At 62.2% G+C, this 19,529-nt stretch carries 15 protein-coding genes; 4 read left to right on the forward strand and 11 right to left on the reverse strand.

Annotated elements, in window-relative coordinates; genetic code table 11:
* The first annotated feature begins 336 nt into the window (after nucleotides 1-336).
* Both F3I47_RS02500 and F3I47_RS02505 read left to right on the forward strand, forming a co-directional pair.
* Entirely contained in the window at nucleotides 337-819 is a 483-nt protein-coding gene (locus F3I47_RS02500) for a MarR family winged helix-turn-helix transcriptional regulator (RefSeq protein WP_009090576.1), read from the forward strand.
* 102 nt (nucleotides 820-921) lie between these two features.
* Nucleotides 922-1,122 carry a hypothetical protein gene (locus F3I47_RS02505; RefSeq protein WP_046101707.1) on the forward strand — a complete coding sequence of 67 codons (201 nt, stop codon included), beginning with the start codon at nucleotides 922-924 and terminating at the stop codon, nucleotides 1,120-1,122.
* Between the two features lie 90 nt (nucleotides 1,123-1,212).
* Here the strand turns inward: F3I47_RS02505 and F3I47_RS02510 are convergent, their stop codons facing one another.
* From F3I47_RS02510 to F3I47_RS02545, 8 genes are all read right to left on the reverse strand, one after another.
* Nucleotides 1,213-2,535 (reverse strand): PAS domain-containing methyl-accepting chemotaxis protein, encoded by a 1,323-nt coding sequence (locus tag F3I47_RS02510; RefSeq protein WP_150030004.1) that lies wholly within the window; start codon nucleotides 2,533-2,535, stop codon nucleotides 1,213-1,215.
* A gap of 177 nt (nucleotides 2,536-2,712) precedes the next feature.
* Nucleotides 2,713-4,140 carry a YchO/YchP family invasin gene (locus F3I47_RS02515; RefSeq protein WP_150030005.1) on the reverse strand — a complete coding sequence of 476 codons (1,428 nt, stop codon included), beginning with the start codon at nucleotides 4,138-4,140 and terminating at the stop codon, nucleotides 2,713-2,715.
* Between the two features lie 171 nt (nucleotides 4,141-4,311).
* Nucleotides 4,312-5,109, reverse strand: a complete 798-nt coding sequence (locus tag F3I47_RS02520) for an SDR family oxidoreductase (protein WP_150030062.1) — start codon at nucleotides 5,107-5,109, stop codon at nucleotides 4,312-4,314.
* Nucleotides 5,110-5,120: 11 nt separating this feature from the next.
* Entirely contained in the window at nucleotides 5,121-6,188 is a 1,068-nt protein-coding gene (locus F3I47_RS02525) for an ABC transporter permease (RefSeq protein WP_009090581.1), read from the reverse strand.
* Nucleotides 6,189-6,205: 17 nt separating this feature from the next.
* Nucleotides 6,206-7,732, reverse strand: a complete 1,527-nt coding sequence (locus F3I47_RS02530) for a sugar ABC transporter ATP-binding protein (protein ID WP_150030006.1) — start codon at nucleotides 7,730-7,732, stop codon at nucleotides 6,206-6,208.
* A 10-nt stretch (nucleotides 7,733-7,742) separates the two neighbouring features.
* Nucleotides 7,743-8,354, reverse strand: a complete 612-nt coding sequence (locus tag F3I47_RS02535; protein WP_150030007.1) for a DUF2291 family protein — start codon at nucleotides 8,352-8,354, stop codon at nucleotides 7,743-7,745.
* 45 nt (nucleotides 8,355-8,399) lie between these two features.
* The gene (locus F3I47_RS02540; RefSeq protein ID WP_046101702.1) at nucleotides 8,400-9,335 is read right to left on the reverse strand and encodes a D-ribose ABC transporter substrate-binding protein; all 936 of its coding nucleotides are present in this window, start codon (nucleotides 9,333-9,335) and stop codon (nucleotides 8,400-8,402) included.
* Nucleotides 9,336-9,390: 55 nt separating this feature from the next.
* Entirely contained in the window at nucleotides 9,391-10,188 is a 798-nt protein-coding gene (locus tag F3I47_RS02545) for a GolD/DthD family dehydrogenase (protein WP_009090586.1), read from the reverse strand.
* A gap of 352 nt (nucleotides 10,189-10,540) precedes the next feature.
* Here F3I47_RS02545 and F3I47_RS02550 point away from each other — a divergent pair, with 352 nt between their 5' ends.
* Nucleotides 10,541-11,353: a DeoR/GlpR family DNA-binding transcription regulator gene (locus tag F3I47_RS02550; RefSeq protein ID WP_111207471.1), complete on the forward strand. Its 813-nt coding sequence runs from the start codon at nucleotides 10,541-10,543 to the stop codon at nucleotides 11,351-11,353.
* A 14-nt stretch (nucleotides 11,354-11,367) separates the two neighbouring features.
* Complete coding sequence (locus F3I47_RS02555; RefSeq protein ID WP_150030008.1) at nucleotides 11,368-11,721, forward strand: DUF6404 family protein; 354 nt, start codon at nucleotides 11,368-11,370, stop codon at nucleotides 11,719-11,721.
* A gap of 286 nt (nucleotides 11,722-12,007) precedes the next feature.
* Here F3I47_RS02555 and cobA read toward each other — a convergent pair whose 3' ends face one another.
* From cobA to nirB, 3 genes are read right to left on the reverse strand one after another with little or no spacing between them, the layout of a single operon-like run.
* Nucleotides 12,008-12,841 (reverse strand): uroporphyrinogen-III C-methyltransferase, encoded by an 834-nt coding sequence (cobA, locus tag F3I47_RS02560; protein WP_150030063.1) that lies wholly within the window; start codon nucleotides 12,839-12,841, stop codon nucleotides 12,008-12,010.
* On the reverse strand, nucleotides 12,841-15,459 hold the full coding sequence (locus tag F3I47_RS02565; RefSeq protein ID WP_150030009.1) for a nitrate reductase: 2,619 nt from the start codon (nucleotides 15,457-15,459) through the stop codon (nucleotides 12,841-12,843). The genes cobA and F3I47_RS02565 overlap by 1 nt, the downstream gene beginning before the upstream one ends.
* Nucleotides 15,456-19,520: a nitrite reductase large subunit NirB gene (nirB, locus tag F3I47_RS02570; RefSeq protein ID WP_150030010.1), complete on the reverse strand. Its 4,065-nt coding sequence runs from the start codon at nucleotides 19,518-19,520 to the stop codon at nucleotides 15,456-15,458. Before nirB ends, F3I47_RS02565 begins: the two co-directional genes overlap by 4 nt.
* Nucleotides 19,521-19,529 lie beyond the last annotated feature (9 nt).

Genomic DNA, 19,529 nt, shown 5'->3' on the forward strand with positions numbered 1-19,529 from the left:
CTCTCCGGCAGACCACGCCGCGCCGAACGTGTCGGGTGGAGACGTGCTGAATGCGCAGCCAGTTAGCTGCGCCAGCCGCTTCAGCACGTTGTGCACCCGGCGTGGCTGCCGGTTGGGTTGACTTCAATTTAATTTGACTCAATACTGGTTTGCCTTTCCATCCGGGGGCAACGGAACCGGTTTCTTCCCGCCGCAACGGCCCCCGACAGAGCGGGAGCCTGACAGCGTAAAGCGAGGCGGCCGCCAGGGTTGCCGACCCGGAGCAACCGCGGTGCCCTTACAGCGGAGACGCATCAGGATGCCGCCCCCCGTCCCCGACTCAGAATGAGTAAACATATGAACGATGAAACCACGGGGATCTGTGAAACGCCGCCGCCTGGTGCAGCACCGGAAACGATCGATCAGTTTCTCTGCTTTGCGCTCTACTCCGCCTCCCTCGCGATGACAAAACTGTATCAGTCACGGCTGAAGCCGCTGGGGCTGACCTATCCGCAGTATCTGGTGCTGCTGGTGTTGTGGGAAAAAGATCGCCTGACCGTTTCCGAAATCGGGGCGCGCGTCCGGCTCGACTCCGGCACGCTCAGTCAGCTTCTTAAGCGGCTGGAGAGTGCGGGCGTGATCTGCCGCCAGCGTGATACCGGCCAGGATGAGCGCCGGGTATGGGTCTCCCTGACCGAGCAGGGCCACCAGCTTAAAGTGACGGCGGCGGGCGTGCCGGCAGATATGATTTCGGTGATGGACACGGCCTGCCATGAGCTCGTCGATCTGACAGCCCAGGTCGCTACACTGCGGGACAAATTAGTGAAGGCGTTGCCATGATGGCCGCACACATCAGGGCGGCGGCCAGCCCGGGCCTGCGGCATCGCCTCAGCAGACCGCTTTCAGAAAATATTGATCAACACTGTTGCGCGGGGGTCGCCTTTGAGCACGAATAAACCGGTCGACATGGATGAGGTGCATGCCGTGGTCGGCCACGCGGTCGCCAGCCTGCTGAAGTCTGGCCAGCCAGCGGGCGCGGAGGAGATCCTGGCGTTTCTCCGGCAGCAGGAGGCGCGCTCCGTCAACGGCCAGAGAGATATCTATACCCATGCATTACGGGTGGTGATGGCCATCGTGCGCTGACAGACGCGCTGCCGGACGACAGGCTGACGGGATGCAGGCCATGCCGGGCCGCTGTTGCGGCGGACTGTTCAGCCCGCCTTTTATGGGCGACTACTCGCCGTGTGCCGCCCGGGCAACCTCACGCACGGCGCTCTCGACCCGCTCCGAATCTTTCTGAATACTGGCGATAACCTCGCCCGCCTCACGCATCAGGCTCACTCCCTGACCGGTACTCGCCAGCGACGTTTCAATGCCACGCAGCACCTCTCGCGCCAGTTCGTTATTGCCCGCCACAACCCGTTCGATCTCCTCGGTCGCGCTGCTGACGCTGGCGGCCAGGGTGCGCACTTCGGCCGCGACGACGGCAAAACTGCGGCCCGACGCGCCTGCCCGCGCCGCCTCAATGGCGGCATTGAGGGCGATCAGTCGGGTCTGCATAGCAAAACGCCGGATGGTTTCTACCATGCCATCGATGCTGGCAGACTGACTGTTGAGGCGCGAGACATCGGCCGACACAACGCCCATCTCCTGAGCGATCTGGCTGATCTTCTGAATACTGTTTTCAATCACATCGGCCCCGGCCTGCGCACTGCCCCGCGTCTGAACCGCCATATTCCAGGCGTTCAGCGCCGCGTCATATTCCTGCTGATTACGCAGCACCTGCTCCGTCACATCGGTGGCGAACTTCACAATTTTGTCGAGCTGCCCGTCGCTGTTGAAGACCGGATTGTAGGTCGCCCTGAGCCAGAGCGGTTCGCCCCGCCGGTTGAGCCGGGGAAACTGCCCCGAAAAGAATTCACCCTGATTCAGCCGCGCCCAGAACTGACGGTACTCCTCGCTCCCTGAAAGTTCTGCTGAACAGAAAAGCCGGTGATGCTGTCCCACCACCTCCGCAGCCTGATAGCCGGTGGCCTGGAGAAAGTTGTCGTTTGCCTCCAGCACAATCCCGTCAGGGCTGAAAGCGATCATCGCCATCGAGCGGCTGATCGCATTAATGATGGATTCTTTCTCCAGCGACGACTGCATCCTCTCTGAGATATCGGCGGCGATCTTGATGATTTTGAACACCCGGCCGCGTCGATCGGTCACCGGAATATAGCTGGCCTCCAGCCAGACCGGGCGCATGCCGTTAGCCAGCCGCAGATATTTGTCGCTGAAGCTCTCCCCTGCCGCGAGGCGCTGCCAGAAACGCTGATATTCAGCCGAGTTCACCAGCGCAGGCGGACAGAACATGCGGTGATGCTGACCCACGATCTCCTCCGCCCGGTATCCCATCGTCGCCAGAAACAGCGGACTGGCCCGGCGGATAATGCCAGCCGGGGTGAACTCAATCACGGCCATGGCGCCGCCCAGCGACGTGAACGACGCGGCAGCGTGCAGGCCACGCTGACGGATAAAAGAGGGAAGCAGAGTTTTCAGTACATTCAGGCGCATCAGCAAATCCGAAAAGGAGTGGGAACTGCTGTAGTTATCGGCATTTTCCCGTCACGCCTTATCCATTGCTGCGATAGTTGCGGCTGATGATTGCAACATGATGTTACTGCTTTTCAGCCCCCGCCCGGCTCAGGCAGCGCAGGCGGGGCAACGCCGCCGCAGAGGCCGCGGTGGTGGTTACAGCGCCGCGCCGGGAGCCATCAGATCGAAGCGATCGTTCTGCGACACGTCATCCATCGGCATCGGTGGCGCAATCTTCAGGGTGATCCAGTTCGAGGTCACGCGCTGCTGTTTGCTGTCCTCCAGCGTTACCGACAGGCGATATTCGTTGCTGGCATCGGGTGACGGGTCCCACTGCGGCAGGATCACACTCCAGCCCTGCGGATCGGCATTGTTGGCAGGCGGTGTCAGGCTCAGTGCCTGCGTATCGCCCTGCCAGCTCACCGCCCGGATAGCATAACTGGCGCGCACCTGCAGCTTCAGCGGCAGACTCTCGCCACTGCTTAGCTGCCAGGGCGGGGTCGCCAGAAAGACCGACAGGGTTTTACGCTGACGGAAGGCGAGCACCGGCGTCTCACTGCGGGTCACCGTATCGTAGCGGCTGCCGCGCAGCGAGTGCGCTTCGGCGACGTTATCGGCATCGAGCTGGCGGCGCAGCGCCACGCCGAAACGGTAGTTGAGCTTCAGACCCAGCTGATCCTGGCTCTCGCCGGCGCTGCTGGTTTTGTGGGTGGCGGAGAGCGTCACCAGAGGCACCGGCGTGTAGGAGAGACCAAACGACATGGCGGAAGGGTTGTGATAGCGGTTGCCGCTGTTAAACAGATCGACATTCTCCCCCAGATAGCGCTGATAGCTGACGGAGACGCCGAGCTGCCGGTAGAACGGCAGATAGCTCTGGCTGGTGATGTCATAGCCGCGCGCCATCCGCTGCTGCCGGGAATCGCTCAGGTTTTTCCAGCCGGAGAGAGGCTGATAGTAGTTGGCGGAGAGGCGCAGCGAATCGCTCCACGCCTCTGTGCCGACCGAGGCGCGCTGCAGGCCGCTGCTGAAGGTGCGGTCGACAAAGCCGTTGTAACCCAGCAGCCAGTTACCCGCCTCCCAGCGCTGGCCCAGTCCGGCGTTGCCGACCAGCCCATCGTCAGTTTCGTGCAGGCCAAGCTGGCTGAAGGTCAGCAGGCTGTTTTCATCGGCCAGGGCGCTGAAGAGATCGCCGCCGGTGCCGGTGAAGTTACCCTCCATGTCCACTTTCAGATCGAGCTGTGCAGTGCCGTAAGGCGACAGCAGCGACTGCCCTTCACTCTCTACCCGTTCGGCCACCTCATCCCGCAGATGATTGAACGCCCAGATGCCCGCCTGCTGGCCAAAGGTGACGTTGCTGTCGTTTTTGCTCGCCTCGCCGATACTTTTGGCGACGGCCGCCAGCTTTTTGCTCCACGCCTCATCCTGATCGCTGGCACTGCCGAGGGTCGGCAGGGCGTCGCTGTAGCGCGCAGGATCGTCGAATGGCGTCTCTGACACGGCGGTGTCGGTCTGAAACGCGTGCGCGGCAGGTATCGCGGAGAGCGACAGCGTGATTAAGGCGAGAAAACCCGTTTTCCGTATCATGTCACCTGGTAAATTGATTGATTCGTTGCTGCAACAAAAGCCAAATTATCAATCATTACCTTAACATATTGTGACGGCGATGCAGGACAGCAGCGGCAAAATGTGCATATAACAGAAAAGTCTGGCTGAAAAAAGCCCGCCTGTGCGGCAGGCCAGCCGCGTCCGACCCCGTCAGGAGAAGATCAGACCCCCATCCACATTAATGGTCTGACCGGTGATGTAGCGCGCATCCTCGGAGGCCAGAAAGGCCACCAGTCCGGCCACATCCTCCGGCTGTCCGGCGCGCTTCAGCGGAATGTTGTTGACCCACTCCGCCATCAGCTCACCTTTGCCGTAGGTTTTCTGTTCGCTGCTGAGGATCGCTCCCCAGACCCGATCGTTATAATCCCACATCTCACTCTCAATGATACCGGGACAAAAGGCGTTGACCGTGATGTTCCACGGGGCCAGCTCCAGCGCCAGGCTCTGCGTGATGCCAATCACCCCCATTTTGCTGGCGGCATAGTGCGGCGTGTAGATAAAGCCTTGCCGTCCCTGCCCCGACGAGGTGTTGATCAGGCTGCCGCTGCGCTGCGTCACCATATATTTTGCCGCTTCACGACAGCAGAGCCAGACGCCGGTCGTATTGACCGCCAGAATCCGCTCAAAGTCGCTTTTTGGCAGCGTATCGAACCGGTCAATGGTGATGACTCCCGCATTCTGGATCGACACATCAATCTGACCAAAGCGTTCGGCGGCCTGCTGATAGAGCTGCTGCACCGCGGCTTCATCGGTCACGTCAGCCTGCAGCGCCAGAATCTCACTGCCATACTGCTGCCGCAGCTGGTCGGCGGTGGCAAACACCCGGTCCGCATTGGACACCATCACCAGCCGCGCCCCATCGCGGGCGAACCGCGCGGCGATACCGGCTCCAATCCCCCGGCAGGCACCGGTGATTACGACAGTTTTTCCCTGCTGTTTTCCGCTCATCATTGCTCCTGTTACGTGTGACGCACATCAGTGAGGGGTGCCGGCTGCGGCTTTTTTTCATGGCGACGCAGCAGCACCACTTTGCTTTGCAGACGCTGCTGGAACTGATCAATCACCACGGCCGTGACAATCACCAGCCCTTTAATCACCATCTGCCAGAAATCGCTGACGCCCATCATCACCATGCCATCCGCCAGGAAGACGATAACGAAAGCGCCGATAATCGAGCCGGAGACGCGCCCGCGGCCCCCCGCCAGCGCGGTGCCGCCCAGTACGGTGGCCCCGATGGCGTCCATTTCAAACATGTTGCCGGTCATCGGGTGCGCGGTCTGCAGCTGAGACGCCACCACCAGCCCCACCAGCCCGGCGCAGAGGCCGGAAAAGGCGTAGACAAAGATTTTAACTTTGATGATTGGCACCCCTGCCAGCCGTGCGGCGGACTCGTTGCCGCCCGTGGCATAGATATAGCGCCCCAGCGGCGTTTTGCGCGTCAGGTAGAGTCCCAGCAGTAAAAAGCCGAGCATCAGCCAGATAGGCAGATAGACACCCAGCAGGGTGCCGGACCCCAGTACGGCAAAGCCGGTGTTACCCAGGGCAGGCAGCCCGACCAGATTGGCGTAGGTGCCGCCATCGTTAAACAGCAGCGCCGCGCCCCGCGCCACATACATCATGCCCAGGGTGCAGATAAAGGGCGCCACGCCCAGCCGGGTGATCACCGTGCCGTTAATCAGTCCGGCCAGGATGCCAAAGAGGGCCACCACCAGAATCACTTCGGGCACGTTCAGGAACAGCGTATTGCCGCCCCATAGCGGAATGCCATTGGTCAGCAGCGCGCCCGCCACCATGCCGCAGATCCCGGCCACCGCGCCCACCGAGAGGTCTATGCCGCCGGTCAGGATCACCAGCGTCATCCCTATCGCCAGCAGCCCGGTGATCGCCACGTGCTGCGTCATGATCAGCAGATTAGAGGGGGTGAGAAAGTTCGGTACCATCACGCTGAAAAAGCAGACCACGATCAGCAGCGCAATGAAGGTACGCGCTTTGAGCAGGTACATGTAGAGCAGATATTTTTGGTTCATCAGATTCTCCGGCCCGCTTAATCCTGCGGGGTTGATGCCGCGATGAGGTGTTCGCGCGTGGCCGCTGCGCGGGGCAGATCGGCCGTTATCCGGCCATCGGCCATCACTAAAATCCGGTCCGCCAGTGCCATCACCTCATCCAGTTCGGAGGAGGAGAACATCACCGCCAGCCCCTGCTGCGCCAGATTGCCAATCAGGTGATAGACATCGGTCTTCGCGCCCACGTCGATCCCGCGTGTCGGCTCATCCAGCAGGACCACCTGCGGCCCGGTCATCAGCGCCTTACCCAGCACCACCTTCTGCTGATTACCGCCGCTCAGCGACGTAACCGGCAGGTCGGGATCGCTGACTTTAATCGCCAGATGGCCGATCATCTCACTGACCCGCTGCTGCTCGCGACGCGGGTTGAGCCGCCCCAGCGCCCGACGAAAGCCGCGCAGGCTGAAGTCCGAGAGCGTCATGTTGGCGGTGATCGACATCAGTTCAATCACCCCTTCGCCTTTGCGATCCTCCGGCACCAGCGCAATACCGCTTTTCAGCCGCTGCTGGAAGCTGCGTCTGGCCAGATCGCGGCCCGCCAGCCGCACCCGACCCGACTGGCAGGGCATCAGGCCAATCAGCCCTTTAAACAGTTCTGTCCGACCAGCGCCGAGCAGGCCATAGATGCCGATTACCTCCCCCTTGCGCAGCGTAAAACTCACCGCATTCAGCCTGTAGCCACCGTTCTGATGCAGGGCAGTCAGCTCCTCCACCTCCAGCACGGTTTCCCCCTGCGGGGCAGGCTGAAAGTCGAACTGTTTTTTCCGGTCGCCCACCATCTGCGCGATAATCCACGGCACGCTGGCGTCGCGCACCTCGCGCTCACTGATAAAGCGGCCATCGCGGAAAATCGTGATGTGATCGCCGATCTCCATCAGCTCCTCCAGCCGGTGGGAGATGTAGATAATGGTGACGCCGCGTCGCTTGAGCTGCTCAATGACGCTGAACAGCACTTTCACCTCCGACTGGCTGAGCGCGCTGGTCGGCTCGTCCATAATCAGCACCCGGGTATCCTTGGAGAGCGCCCGGGCAATCTCCACCAGCTGCTGATGACCGATACCCAGCTCGCCCAGCGGCGCAAAAGGATCGACATCCAGCTGCAGCCGCTCCAGCAGCGACTTCGCCAGCGCATACTGATACTTCTCGTTGATCACCCCGCGCTGGAAAAACTCGTTAGCGATAAAGATGTTGTCCATGACGTTCATGTTGGGAAACAGGTTCAGCTCCTGAAAAATGATGCTGATCCCCTGTTTCTCCGCCTGCTGGGTGGAGTGAAGCGACACCGGCCGGCCATCCAGCAGAATCTCGCCCGATGAAGGGGTCTCCACGCCGGCCAGCATCTTCATCATGGTGGACTTACCGGCGCCGTTCTCACCGATCAGGACATTCACTTTGTTGCGGTAAACCCGGTAGTTGACCTGATCGAGTGCGGTTACGCCGGGGTAAAGACGCGACAGGTTGCGCGTTTCAATAATCACATCGCCGGGCTGTTGAGGTTGCTGCATCTGCCGCTCCTTATTGCCGGGAAATGGCGGCCGGGGTGATATCCGGCAGCTGTTGCGGAATGTCCCAGCTGCTGAACACGCCGGTCACCTTCACCTTATCGCCCACCTTCGGCGCGAACTGCTGCATCATCTGCGAGGCGTGCTGATTAATCGCCTTGCCGAAGTCACCGAACAGCACCTGGTCGTTAAAATCCTGATAACCTGCGCCCCGGTAGCCATCACGCAGCGCGGTGCCACGGATGATCGGCCCGATCTGAATAGTGACACTGTCACCTGATTCATCCTTTACGGTCATCTTTCCGCTGCGTGAGGTGGTGTTGACTGCCGTCACCTCGCCCTGTACCGAGACGCTGAAGATGCAGGGATTCTCCGCCTGAGTGCGATAGCCGTCGGTCTGACAGGCAGTGTCAAAATCTTTGGCTGACCGCATTGCGGTGAGCAGCGCTGACACGGGCCGCGCCTCCGCCTGGAGCTGCGGCACCAGCTTCTGCTGCCAGAGCTGGTCAATATCAGCCATCTTCGGGTTAGGGGGATTTTTCAGGTCAGCCAGCTCCTGCTGCGACACAATTCGGCAGCCACTCAGCAGCGTGACCACCAGCGTCAGCCAGACTCTTCGGGACATCTTCTTCTCCCAGGCGCCCGCCAGCGCAGGCGCGGCAGCGGTTAATTACGACTTGTAGTTGAAGTCCTGAACGCCTTTGGCATTCTCCGGGGTGATCAGAATGCCGCGGAACATCACCCGCTGTTTTTCCGGCTTCACGCCCTTCTGAATAAAGTTGTCGAGATCGGTCACCCCTTCGGCGGCAATCGCCTGCGCCTGCAGCATGACGGTGGCTTTCAGCGTGCCGGCTTTCACCGCGTCGCGTTCGTCGTTACTGCCGTCAATCCCGACCACAATCACATCGTCACGCCCCGCCGCTTTCAGTGCCGCAATCGCCCCCAGCGCCACCGGCCCGTTGCCGCAGATAACCCCTTTTACATCCGGGTGCGCCTGCAGGATGCTGTCCATGATGCGCTTGCCGTCGATCAGTGTGCCTTTGGCATCCTGACGCGCCACGCTCTGCATGTCGGGATATTGATCCAGCACCTGATGGAACGATTTCGAGCGTGTCACGCAGTTGTTATCCGCCAGGTTGCAGGCGAGTTCGGCGTACTTACCCTTTTCACCCATCTTTTCCACGAAGACGTTGGCCACGTCTGAGCCGGCCTGAAAGTTGTTGTGGGTGATCTGGGCCAGCGCCACGTCATCCACCGGAATTTCACGGTTGATCAGTACCACCGGGATTCCGGCATCTTTGGCTTTTTTAATGGCCGCCACGCTGGCAGTGGAGTCAGCGTTATCGAGCACGATACCCTGCACTTTTTTACCAATTGCGGCGTCGATCAGTTCGCTCTGCTTCTTCACATCTTCACCATGCGACAGCACGGTGGTTTTGTAGCCCAGCTCCTGCGCTTTGAGATTGGCCCCTTTGGCCTCTGACGCGTAATAGGGGTTATCGAGTGAATTAACCAGGATCATAATGGTGCCTTTTTCGGCGGCAAACGCCGCCTGCGAAACCAGACAGGCAGCCACGGCACTACACAGCAGGGTACGGTTTTTCATGATGTTCTCGCTTATCGTTATGTCAGGGTGTTCATTCCCGGGTGTCAGCGTGGCGTTACCAGATGGTGAAGCCCCCATCGATCATCAGGTCTGCGCCGGTAATCATGTCGCTGCCGTTGCTGGCGAAAAAGAGCACGGCGGCGGCGATCTCGTCGGTGTAGGCAAAGCGTCCCAGCGGGATCAGCTTTTTCATCTGCTCGCCCTTCTCGCCGCGCCACGCTTTTTCGCCCATTGGCGTCAGCACCACGGTGGGCGACAGGGTGTTTACGTTGATACGATGCGGGGCAAACTCTTTCGCCATGACTTTGGTCATGCCGAGCAGGCCCGCTTTGGCTGAGGTGTAGGCGACATGGTTGTCGATAGCGATCGAGGCAGCCTGTGAGGCGATATTGATAATTTTGCCGCCCGCACCCGCCCGGATCATCTGTCGTGCAGCCGCCTGTGAACAGAGAAAAGGCCCGGTGAGATTGACGGCGATCTGCTTCTGCCACTCGGCAAAGTCGGTCTCCACCACCGGCTGCAGCATCACGTAGCCTGCGCAGTTCACCAGAATATCGATGCGGCCATAGTGGGCAACCACCGTCTCAAAGGCGGCGTCGACAGAGGCGGGGTCGGTAACGTCACAGCAGACAAACCGGACCCGGTCGGCGGCAAAGTCCTTCTGCAGACTGGCAACCTTCTCCGCTTCAAACGGCGGATAGAGCAGTGCCAGACGCGCCCCCTTCTCCAGCAGCATGCCGTTGGTGGCCATCGCAATCCCGCCCAGCCCGCCGGTCACGACGGCCACTTTGTCACCCAGATTCAGGGCGGTATCCACGCCGTAGCGCAGGTTTACGTCATATTCACCACTCATCCCACTCTTCCCCTCAGATTTTTGCTGATGCCGTTGGCTTACTCATTTTCGAACAAAAATATATGCTATCGAAAAGAAATGATATGTGGAGCAGATCAAATTTCGACCATCTCACTGCCCGCGCCGCTTATCTGATTGAAAAGGCGTGATCTGGCTTGCAGTAGTGAAATAAAGCCTGACAGGCGCGATCCGGAAAGCGTGAGAGATTCAACAACCTGTCTGCTTTTTATTTTCATTCGAAAATCAATGACACGCCTGGCTATCTCGCATTCAGAAAAAGGGCGCGTTAAACTCAGCCACAAAGAGCCTGTTTGCCCGACCCGTCAGGTCACTGGAAAAGGGAGCATTTCGATTGAAAAGCAAAAGTGAGCAGTTCGCTGACATGCAGCAACGCCGCGAGAAAATTCTGGAGATGATCCGTGAGGATGGCACCGTCACGGTTAAAGCCCTGACGGAGACCTTTGGGCTGACGGAGGCCACCCTGCGCAGCGACCTGCGTATGCTGCAAAAACAGGGGTTTGTACAGCGCTATCACGGCGGCGCGACCCTGATGACCGGTAAACAGAACAGCGGTGCAATGCTGCTGGAGCGGCAGACACACCTGGAAGAGAAAGAGGCGATTGGCCGACTGGCGGCGCAGCACATCGAAAATGGCGATACGGTGATTTTCGATTCCGGCACCACCACCACGGCCATCACTGATGCCCTCAGCCATATCCGCCGTCTCTCCGTGGTAACGACCGCGGTGAATATCGCCCTGAAGCTGGGTGGCGAGCCGGGGATCAACATCCTGCTCACCGGGGGCACCTTTAAATTTCCGACGCTCTCCACCTCTGGCGAAAAAGCGGCCAGTTTCTTTGAGAACGTGCTGGCGGAGAAACTCTTTCTGGCCACCGCCTGCATCTCGCCGCGTCTCGGCCTGAGCTTCCCCAGTGAAACCGACATCAAGGTAAAGCTGGCGATGATCAAATCGGCCAGCACGGTTTACGTGGTCGCCGATTCGAGCAAAATCGACAAAGTATCGATGTTTGCGCTGCCCTGCGACTGGAGCCACATTCACTATCTGATTACCGACAGCGGCATCAGCGCCGCTCAGGTCAGCGCGTTCGAAGCGCTGGGCGTGAAAGTGCTGGTGGCCCCCCTGCCCATGAAGCGGGCGATGTAACGGATTAGCACGCAATGAAAGAGACGACTTTTGAGCGAAAGAAAGCGCGGGCGTTAGCCCTGCTGGCCGAAACAAAAATGTGGCGCAGCCACTATGCGCCTCCTTTGTATCGCCTGTTGTGGAAGATGAAAATTCCTCTTCCTCCACCAACTTTCTGTCCTTTCTGGTTTAATTTTCTGTTTTTCGGTGGGATGGACATGCTATTCGTGCCAGCTGTTCTTATCTTCCCTGCACTACCTGACCTTAATGTATATCGCGTTTTATTGATCCCTGATCTGGCCGCTGGCGTTCTTTTTGGTCTGCCTCTAGCGCTGTTTCATGCATGGCGCAAAAGGGTCTTCAGGCTGCCCGCGTGGAAATCGTTATAAAGCATCACAGATGCCTCCAGCCAGCGCCCGCACATCGTCCGGCCGGTGTCGTTAAACCCCGCACCGTCGTCAGCCGGGCAGGTAAGGCCTGCCTGAAGAGCAAAGTGTGCGAGCCAGGGAGGGCGAGCCCAATCCGCAGGGAGGCGGGAATCCTTTGCGATCAGGCAGGCCTTTCCTGCACGACGCACCGCCCTCACAGCCTGCCCCTGCTGCACGACGCACCACCCTCACAGCCTGCCCCTGCTGCACGACACATCGCCCCCCAGCCTGCCCATTCTGCATGCCCTCACAGCCCGCTCCAGCCTGCGCCTGCAGCACGCACAACGCCCTGCTCCTGCAAATCTGCCCGGTAAAAACGCACGACTTCTCCTACCATCAGCAGCGACGGCGACACCGGCTGCGCCTGCGCCACCGTCTCCGCCAGCCCGCCCAGGGTGGTGATCAGCACCCGCTGATCCGGCCGGGTCCCCTTTTCGATAATCGCCACCGGCGTCTCCCTGTCGCGCCCGTGCGCCTGGAGCTGCGTACTGATCGAGGCACTCCAGCTCAGCCCCATATAGAACACCAGCGTCTCATTCACCGCCGCCAGCGCAGCCGCATCCAGCTGCGGCTCGCCCAGCCGCCCATGCCCGGTAATCAACCGCAACGACTGTGCGCAATCCCGGTGCGTTAGCGGGATGCCGCTGGCCGCCGCACAGCCCACCGCCGCCGTGATCCCCGGCACCACCTCACAACGGATCCCGGCCTGCTGCAGGCTCACCATCTCCTCGCCACCGCGACCAAAAATAAAGGGATCGCCGCCTTTCAGCCGGATCACGTTGCGCCCGCTGCGCGCCAGATCCACCAGCAGCTGATTGATCTGCGCCTGCTTCAGCCCATGCGCGCCCGGCTGCTTGCCCACGTCAATCGACAACGCGCTCTCCGGCACCTCCGCCATCACCGCTTCGCTCACCAGCCGGTCATACACCACCACCTCCGCACGCTGCAGCAACCGCAATGCCTTCACCGTCAGCAGATCCACATCACCCGGCCCGGCACCGACCAGCCAGACCCTGCCCGCCTGCCCACCCGCACCGGCCGGAGCCAGTAACTTATCCAGAGAATCAATTGCCCGCGTCATCATTCCTCCACCACCACGTCAGACAACAACAGCTGCTTCAGCTCCGGAATACAGGAGCCGCACTGTGTGCCGCACTTCAGCCTCTCGCCCAGCGCCTGAGTCGACCGGCACCCCTGCGCCATCGCCTGTAAAATCGCCTGCTCACCCACCGCCATACAGCTGCAGATTATCCGGCCCGTCGCCCTGCCCTCTGCGGCCCGACCGGCCAGCACGCTGTGCCGCCCGGCCGCATCCTGCGGGGCAGCCAGGAAGGCCGCCGCGACAAACGCACTCTCCAGCGCCGGCTGCGCTGTGCCAGCGTAAAACGCCAGCTGCAACGCGCCGTCGCGCCAGGCCAGCAGCCGGTAGTCACTGCCGCTGCCGGTGGCGACCTGCACCTCACAACTGGTCAGATCCGCATGATCGGCCAGCCACGCCTGCGGCGAACCCTCGCCCGCCACCGCAAACCGCTGCACCGCCGGATAGGGCACGCGCGCCCAGTAACGCAATCCGGCGGGCGGTGTCATCCCGCGCTGCCACAGCCAGCCCTGCCACTGCACCGCCAGCGGCAGGATGCGCACGGGCGTCTGCTTCAGCGCAGGCTGCCCGGAAAAAGGACAGGCCCGGGCGGCAACCAGCATGTCAACGTGCCCCTGCTGACTGAACTGCCGGTTCCAGTGCATCGGCACAAACAGCTCGCCGCGCCGCATCCCGGCATCCGCACGCACCCGCACGCTGATCCAGCCCTGCTGCGACTGCACTCGCGCCAGCCCGCCCGGCGTCACACCATACTGCACGGCATCCGCCGGATGCAGTGCCGCAAACGGCTCATCACAATGCTGCATCAGGCGCGGCACCAGCCCGGTCCGGGTCATGGTGTGCCACTGGTCGCGCACCCGACCGCTGTTCATCAGCAGCGGATAAGCCGCATCACGCGGCACAGCGTGCGGCGTTGCCGGCACCCGTAACTGCGCTTTACCATCCGGATGAAAAAAGCGCCGATCGCTGAACAGCCGGGCGCAGCCCCGGGGGTGGTCAGCGTTTACCGGCCACTGCACCGGGCGCAGCGCGTCCCACTCCGCCTGACTCAGCTGTGCCAGCCCGCTGATATCGAATGCCCGCTGCCCCCCGTTCTCAAAACCGGACAGCGCAGCATGTTCGCGGAAGATCTCCGACGGATGCTGCCAGTTAAACCCCTCACTGAACCCTAACCGCTGCGCCACCTGAGCCAGCAGCCACCAGTCTGGCCGGGTATCACCCGGTGCGCTGGCGAAAGCGCGCTGACGTGAAATCCGCCGCTCTGAGTTGGTCACGGTGCCACTCTTCTCGCCCCAGCCCTGGGCAGGCAGCAGGATATCGGCAAAGGCGCTGGTGTCAGTCTGCGCCATCACATCAGACACAATCACCAGCGGACAGGCCGCCAGCGCCTGCGCCACCCGATTGCCCTCAGGCATCGACACCGCCGGGTTGGTCCCCATTATCCACACCGCTTTCACGCTGCCCTCCCCGATCGCCCTGAACAGCTCCAGCGCGGTCAGCCCCGGCTGGCGGGCAATCACCGGACTGCGCCAGAAACGCTGCACCCGGTCGCAATCTTCTGCGGTAAATGTCATGTGCGCCGCCAGCTGGTTCGCCAGCCCGCCCACCTCGCGGCCGCCCATGGCATTTGGCTGTCCGGTCAGCGAAAAGGGACCGCAGCCCGGGCGGCCTATTTTGCCGCTCAGCAGATGCAGATTGAGGATGGCCTGATTGTTGTCGCTGCCGGTGACGGACTGATTAATCCCCATACACCAGAGCGTCAGCACCCGATCGTGCTCTCTGAACAGCCGGAAAAAGTGCGTCACCTGCTGCACGGTTAAATCGCACGCCACCGCCACCCGAACCACATCCCACGCCGCCGCCGCCGCCAGCGTCTCTGAGACGCCGTTGAGGTGCGGCAACATGCTGGCATCCAGGCCCTTCGTCTGTGCCAGCCAGTGCAGCAGGCCGGAAAACAGCACCGCATCGCTGCCGGGACGCAGCGGCAGGTGCAGATCAGCCTGATCGCCGCTCGCGGTCCGGCGCGGGTCCAGCACCACGATGCGCATCGCCGGACGCTGCTGCTTCGCCTGCATCAGCCGCTGCCAGACGACCGGGTGCGCCCAGGCGGCGTTAGAGCCGACCAGCAGCACCAGATCGGCCTGCTCCAGATCCTCATAACAGCAGGGCACTGCGTCCGCGCCCAGCGCCCGCTTATATCCCACCACGGCGGACGCCATACAGAGCCGCGAATTGGTGTCGATGTTGGCGGCGCCGATGTAGCCCTTCATCAGTTTATTGGCGACGTAGTAATCCTCGGTCAGCAGCTGACCGGAGCCGTAAAACGCTACCGCCTCCGGCCCATAGCGATCGATTACCGCGCGCAGCCCCGCCGCCGCCGCATCCAGCGCGGAGGCCAGGCTGACCGGCTGACCGTCGACCCTGGCCGTCAGCAACCGGCCTTCCGGGATCAGCGTCTCGCCCAGCGCCGCGCCCTTGACGCATAACCGGCCCAGACTGGCAGGATGGTGCGGATCGCCGGTGACAACGGCCTGCTGCGACCCCTGCGGCGTGACGCAGACGCCACAGCCCACACCACAATAGGGACAGGTGCTGTTCATGATGCCTGCGCCAGCGGGTTAAGCGGACGGTTTGCCAGCCAGATCTGCCCCGCTTCCAGCTTCACCGGCCAGCAGCGCAGCTGATGCTGCGGGTTATCCAGGCTCTGTCCGTCACGCAGCCGCACCCGCTGTTTATAGAGCGGGGAGATCACCACCGGTTCGCCGCCCACATCGCCCAGAATCCCGCGCGACAGCACGCTGGCATCGCTGCCGGGCTCGCGGTCCTCCAGCGCATAGAGCGTCTCGCCAAAGCGGAACAGGGCCACCCGTTCGCTGCCGAGGCGCGCACCGATCCCCGCCTGAGGCGGAATCGCCTCCAGCGCGCAGATGGCACTCCACGGCTCGGCGGGCAGCTGTAACAGCGGCCGCGCGGCCACCGTTTCAGGCTGACGCTGACCGCGAACCCGGCTGTAGTGCAGCGTCTCATCCGGCTGCGCGCTGTTGAGGGTTGGGGTGAACAGCGCCAGGCGCGACGGGTCCGCCAGCGTGGTCTGCCACTCGCACTGGTAAGCGTCGACCACCTGCTGCATCTCCGCCTCCAGCGTCGCGCCCAGACCGAGGCTATCCTCGATGATCACCTGCCGCAGATAGTCCAGACCGCCCTCCAGATTGTCCATCCAGACGCTGGTACGCTGCAGACGATCGGCGGTGCGGATATAGAACATCAGCAGGCGATCCACATAGCGCAGCAGCGTGGCATCATCGAGATCGCTGGCGAAAAGGTCGGCGTGACGCGGCTTCATGCCGCCATTGCCGCAGACGTAGAGGTTCCAGCCTTTGTCGGTGGCGATCACCCCGATATCCTTGCTCTGCGCCTCGGCGCATTCGCGGGTGCAGCCGGAAACCGCCATCTTGATCTTGTGCGGCGCGCGCAGTCCCTTGTAGCGGTTCTCCAGGGCGATAGCGAAGGCGGTCGAGTCCTGCACGCCATAGCGGCACCAGGTCGATCCGACGCAGGACTTCACGGTGCGCAGCGACTTGCCATAGGCGTGACCGGTTTCAAACCCGGCATCGAGCAGCGTCTGCCAGATGTCGGGCAGCTGGTCGAGCCGCGCGCCAAACAGGTCGATACGCTGGCCGCCGGTGATTTTGGTGTAGAGATCGTAGCGCGCCGCCACCTCACCAATGGCAATCAGCCCCTGCGGCGTGATTTCGCCCCCCGGCACGCGCGGCACGACGGAGTAGGTGCCATCTTTCTGGATGTTGGCGAAGTAGCGATCGTTGGTGTCCTGCAACGGCAGATGCGCCGGTCTGAGCAGGTAGTCGTTCCAGCAGGAAGCGAGCAGCGACGCCACCAGCGGTTTGCACACTTCGCAGCCCTGGCCTTTGCCGTGAGACGCCAGCAGCGCGTCGAAGGTTCTGAACTCCCCCGCCCGCACCAGGTGATAAAGCTCCTGACGCGAATAGCTGAAATGGTCGCAGACATCCTTCTTCACCTCGACGCCGAGGTTTTCCAGTTCATACTCCATGACCTGCTTCACCAGCGCCGCGCAGCCGCCGCAGCCGGTGGCGGCTCGGGTGCAGCTTTTGATACTGCTCATCTCCCCGCATCCGGCCTGAACCGCCGCACAGATATCGCCCTTGCTGACGTTGTGGCAGGAGCAGACCTGCGCACTGTCGGGCAGCGCCGCGACGCCGGGCGCTTTCGGCGCACCGGCCAGCGCAGGCAGGATCAGGCTTTCCGGGGTTGCGGGCAGCGGCAATGCATTGAGCATCATCTGCAGCAGCGAGGTGTACTCACTGCTGTCGCCCACCAGCACGCCCCCCAGCAGCCGGGTGTTATCCGCGGAGACCACGATCTTTTTGTAGATGCCTTTAGGGCCATCACTCCAGTAATAGTGCTGGCTGCCCGGCGTGCGCCCGTGCGCGTCGCCGAACGACGCCACCTCCACCCCCAGCAGCTTCAGTTTTGTGCTCATGTCGGCACCGCTGAAGGCCGCAGGCTCTCCAGCCAGATGTCCGGCAAGCACCCGTGCCATCTGGTAACCGGGGGCGACCAGCCCGAAAATCTGCCCGTTCCACAAGGCGCATTCGCCAATGGCAAAGATCGCCGCATCGCTGGTCTGGCAGCTGTCGTTAATTTCAATGCCGCCGCGGGGGCCGAGCGTCAGGCCCGCCTCCCGAGCCAGCTCATCCCGCGGCCGGATACCGGCGGAGAAGAGCACCAGATCGGTGGGCAGCGCGCTGCCGTCGGCAAACCGCAACACCACGCTGCCGTCCGGCTGCGGCTCAATGATGTCGGTCTGCTTCGAGGTGTGAACCGTGACGCCCAGCGCATCGATCTTCTGGCGCAGCATCAGCGCCCCGCCCTCATCCAGCTGCACCGCCATCAGCCGTGGCGCGAACTCCACCACGTGGGTTTCCAGCCCGAGCTGCTTCAGGGCGTTGGCCGCCTCCAGACCGAGCAGGCCGCCGCCAATCACTACACCGCGCTGACTGTGGCGGGCGCAGGCTGCGATCGCATCCAGATCGTCCAGGGTGCGGTAGACAAAGCAGCGGTCGCCATCGTGGCCCGGCACCGGCGGCACAAACGCGCGTGAACCGGTTGCCAGCACCAGCCTGTCCCACGCCAGCTCATTGCCCGCGCTGTCGCGCAGGCTGCGCTGCGCCCGATCGATTGCCACCACCTGACAGCCGCTGCGCAGTTCAATCCCCTGCAGGGCAAAAAAGTCTGCGCTGACCAGCGACAGCGCGTCCGCCGCTTTGCCGCTGAAGTAGTCGGAGAGATGAACCCGATCGTACGCCGGCTGCAACTCCTCGCCGTACACCACGATGTGGTAGTGCTGATGCAGCTGGCGGGCAACGAGTTGCTCAAGAAAGTAGTGACTGACCATACCGTGACCGACCACGGCTAATACGGGTTTACTCATCTCAGGACTCTCTGCAGCCTGCGGCTGCGGTTCAGGTTGATCGGGGTCGAACAGGGCGTTAAGCGTGACCGCCTCGCCCCGCTGCAGACGCGCCAGCAGTGCCGGGCCCTGTCGGGTGTCGCCAGAGAGCAGCACCCCGCGCAGGCGGCCCTGGCGAAGAAACAGACGGCGATAGTCGCCGGAAAGCGGATCGAAACTGTGGAGGGATTCCCCCTCACTGATATCCCCGGCGCTGAACAGCGAAATGCCGCTGACTTTGAGCCGGGTCGCCAGCGGCTGACTGACGAAATCGGGCTGCGGCGATCCCGCCAGCTGCGCCGCCAGAATCTCAGCCTGCGCCAGGCAGGGGGCCACCAGCCCCAGGGTTTCCCCCTTGTGTTCACAACACTCGCCCACGGCATACACCCCGCTGACCGCGCTGCGCAGCTGGCCATCCACCAGAATGCCGCGCTGACAGGGCAGCCCCGCCGCCCTGGCCAGCGTCACCTCCGGCTCAACGCCGATGGCGATCACCACCTGACGGGCGGCGCAGCGCTGGCCATCCGTCAGCATCACATCTGCTTTGCCGATGGCCGCAATGCCGCTGTTCAGCAGACAGCGGATACCGCGCTGCTCCAGAGCCGCCTGTAACAGCCCGCCCGCCTGTGCATCCAGCTGGCGATCCAGCAGCCAGGGCTTGTGATGAACCAGCGTCACCGCCCGTCCCCGGGCACGCAGAGCCGCCGCGGCTTCAATTCCGAGATAGCCGCCACCCAGCACCACGATCGGTCCCTCACCCGCCAGCAGCTGCCGGACATCTGCAATACTGCGAAACGTCACGACGTTATCGCCCTCAATGCCGGGGATCGCAGGACGGCGCGGCTGTGATCCGGTGGCAAACACCAGCCGATCCCAGCCGAGCTGGCGCTGACAGGTCTGCAGCGTGCGGGCCGCCAGATCGATCTGCAGCACGGTTTCACCGCTCAGCAGCGTGACGCCGTGCCGCTGATACCAGTCAGGGTCATGGATCAGGGTTTCATCGAACACCATTTCCCCGGCCAGCACCGGCGAGAGCAGCACGCGGTTGTAGTTGCCGTGCGGCTCGCGGCCAATGACCGTGATGGCAAAGCGCTGCGGCGCACGCTGCACCAGCCGCTCCACCATCTGCATCCCCGCCATGCCATTGCCTATCACCAGCAACCGTTGCCTCATGGTCTGCTC

The sequence above is a fragment of the Pantoea sp. M_10 genome, assembly GCF_008631515.1.
Classification (GTDB): Bacteria; Pseudomonadota; Gammaproteobacteria; order Enterobacterales; family Enterobacteriaceae; genus Pantoea; species Pantoea anthophila.